The following is a 1531-nucleotide window of genomic DNA, read 5'->3' as shown; positions in this document are numbered from 1 at the left end:
GAGTGCTCCCGCGCGCCGCACCCCGGGCACACAAAGCCGCTCGGCCAGCGCGCCTCCAGCAAGCGGGCCTCGCACTGCGCCTCGGTGCCGAAGCGCTCGTGAAATTCGCTCAAGGACATGCCGGGCTGGAACTGGATCGGAGTCTGGGGCATGGCCGCGTCCTCGCCGGTGGGTTACCTTAAGTATGGACCCCCAGGCTCAAATTTGTGAGGCTAACGACCGCCGACCGATCGCCGGCTGAGTTTCGACGCTAATCACCTTGCTCTTTATTCTTGCTCTTAAAGTTTGATCCAGATAACACGCCCTCGTGAACGATGTCGTTGCGCATGTTCTTATAATCGTCTGTGAGTGGCTGAATGCCGTAACGGGAACTCGCGGACAACATTCCATCGTAATACGTTAGTTTCCTTCCGGTTGCGGCGATTTCACATTGTTTGATGATGTCCATCTGAACGCCGACGGACAAGAAGAGGTCTTCAAGCGAAAAGCACGTTAGCCCGGAAATCCAGTGCGAAAGAAATAGGCGAAGCCGCCGAGATTGAAACTGGCCAGCAAACCGTGCTATTCCACCTGAGAAAAAATCGCTGTAGGTAGTGTTGATCTGTAGCGCCGGAAAGCCGGCAATTGCGCGAGGGCGGACAAACGAGTCGCCGAGATCTAGAAAAATTGCATCAGATTGTGGGGTTGTTCCCTTCGGCGTAACGCATGTAGCGGTGAAAAATGAAAAGATAAGACAGATATCAATTAGCTCGCCAGTTACGGCATCGAAGTCTTGATCTGTTGTCTGATGCGTTACGGATTCGTTATACGCATAGTAGGTCGCCGAACACTGTCCTTCTTCGATCTTTGAAAGCACGGTGGCATAGTCGTCTCTTCGACGAAACTCCCATGATCCGGTGCATGCCGGAATGGAGATCACGGTATCTTCTGACTTAAAATCAGCAATCCAAAATTCAATCATGCGGACTCCTTTGAAATTTCATGTGTTCTAGCCCGAGACGGGCCGCAGCCGGCATAGACGGGCACGGGCCGCTTGTGTTCTAGATCGGACTAGCATACTAAGGTACTGAATCCATTCCCGCAGCCAAGTATTCCAGCCACCCTGGTCATGGCTACGTCACCCCGCCACCAAGACCGCATCCCCTCGAAGTGGGCCGTCCCTGGTCCAACCCGCCCACCTGAACCTAGTCGCGACGTGGCATCGGCGGTATGTGCTCGGGTCGAGGCTTTCCCCCGCGCATGGCACGCGCAATCGCTACGCCGGCCGTCCGCTGAGCGGCCGACACCGAATCTGGGGCGCGTCCGGGCAATTCCCCCCTACGGATGGGTAGCTTAACCAAAGGATCGATTGCGTTGCAACTGCGATTCGTTGATCCAGGTCAAGTCAAGTCTGTTTAGTGACAATTATCTTGACCGGTCAGTGACAACTATCTTGGCCGGTCAGAGGTAAGCTGCCGGACATTTTTTTGCCGCGGGAAGGCGCGCAGATGTCGGGTAAACGCATCACTAGACAGCAGGTTGGGTTGTACAT

2 protein-coding genes are annotated in these 1531 nt (G+C 54.9%); both read right to left on the bottom strand.

Annotated elements, in window-relative coordinates; all coding sequences use genetic code 11:
- The coding region (locus tag QZY48_RS08380; protein WP_295430069.1) for a transposase at window positions 1-152 on the bottom strand (152 nt) is incomplete at its 3' end.
- A gap of 98 nt (window positions 153-250) precedes the next feature.
- Window positions 251-961, bottom strand: a complete 711-nt coding sequence (locus QZY48_RS08375; RefSeq protein WP_295430067.1) for a hypothetical protein — start codon at window positions 959-961, stop codon at window positions 251-253.
- Window positions 962-1531: the final 570 nt, after the last annotated feature.

It is taken from the genome of uncultured Thiodictyon sp., assembly GCF_903828115.1.
Taxonomy (GTDB): domain Bacteria; phylum Pseudomonadota; class Gammaproteobacteria; order Chromatiales; family Chromatiaceae; genus Thiodictyon.
This window is presented reverse-complemented; position numbering and strand designations above follow the sequence as displayed.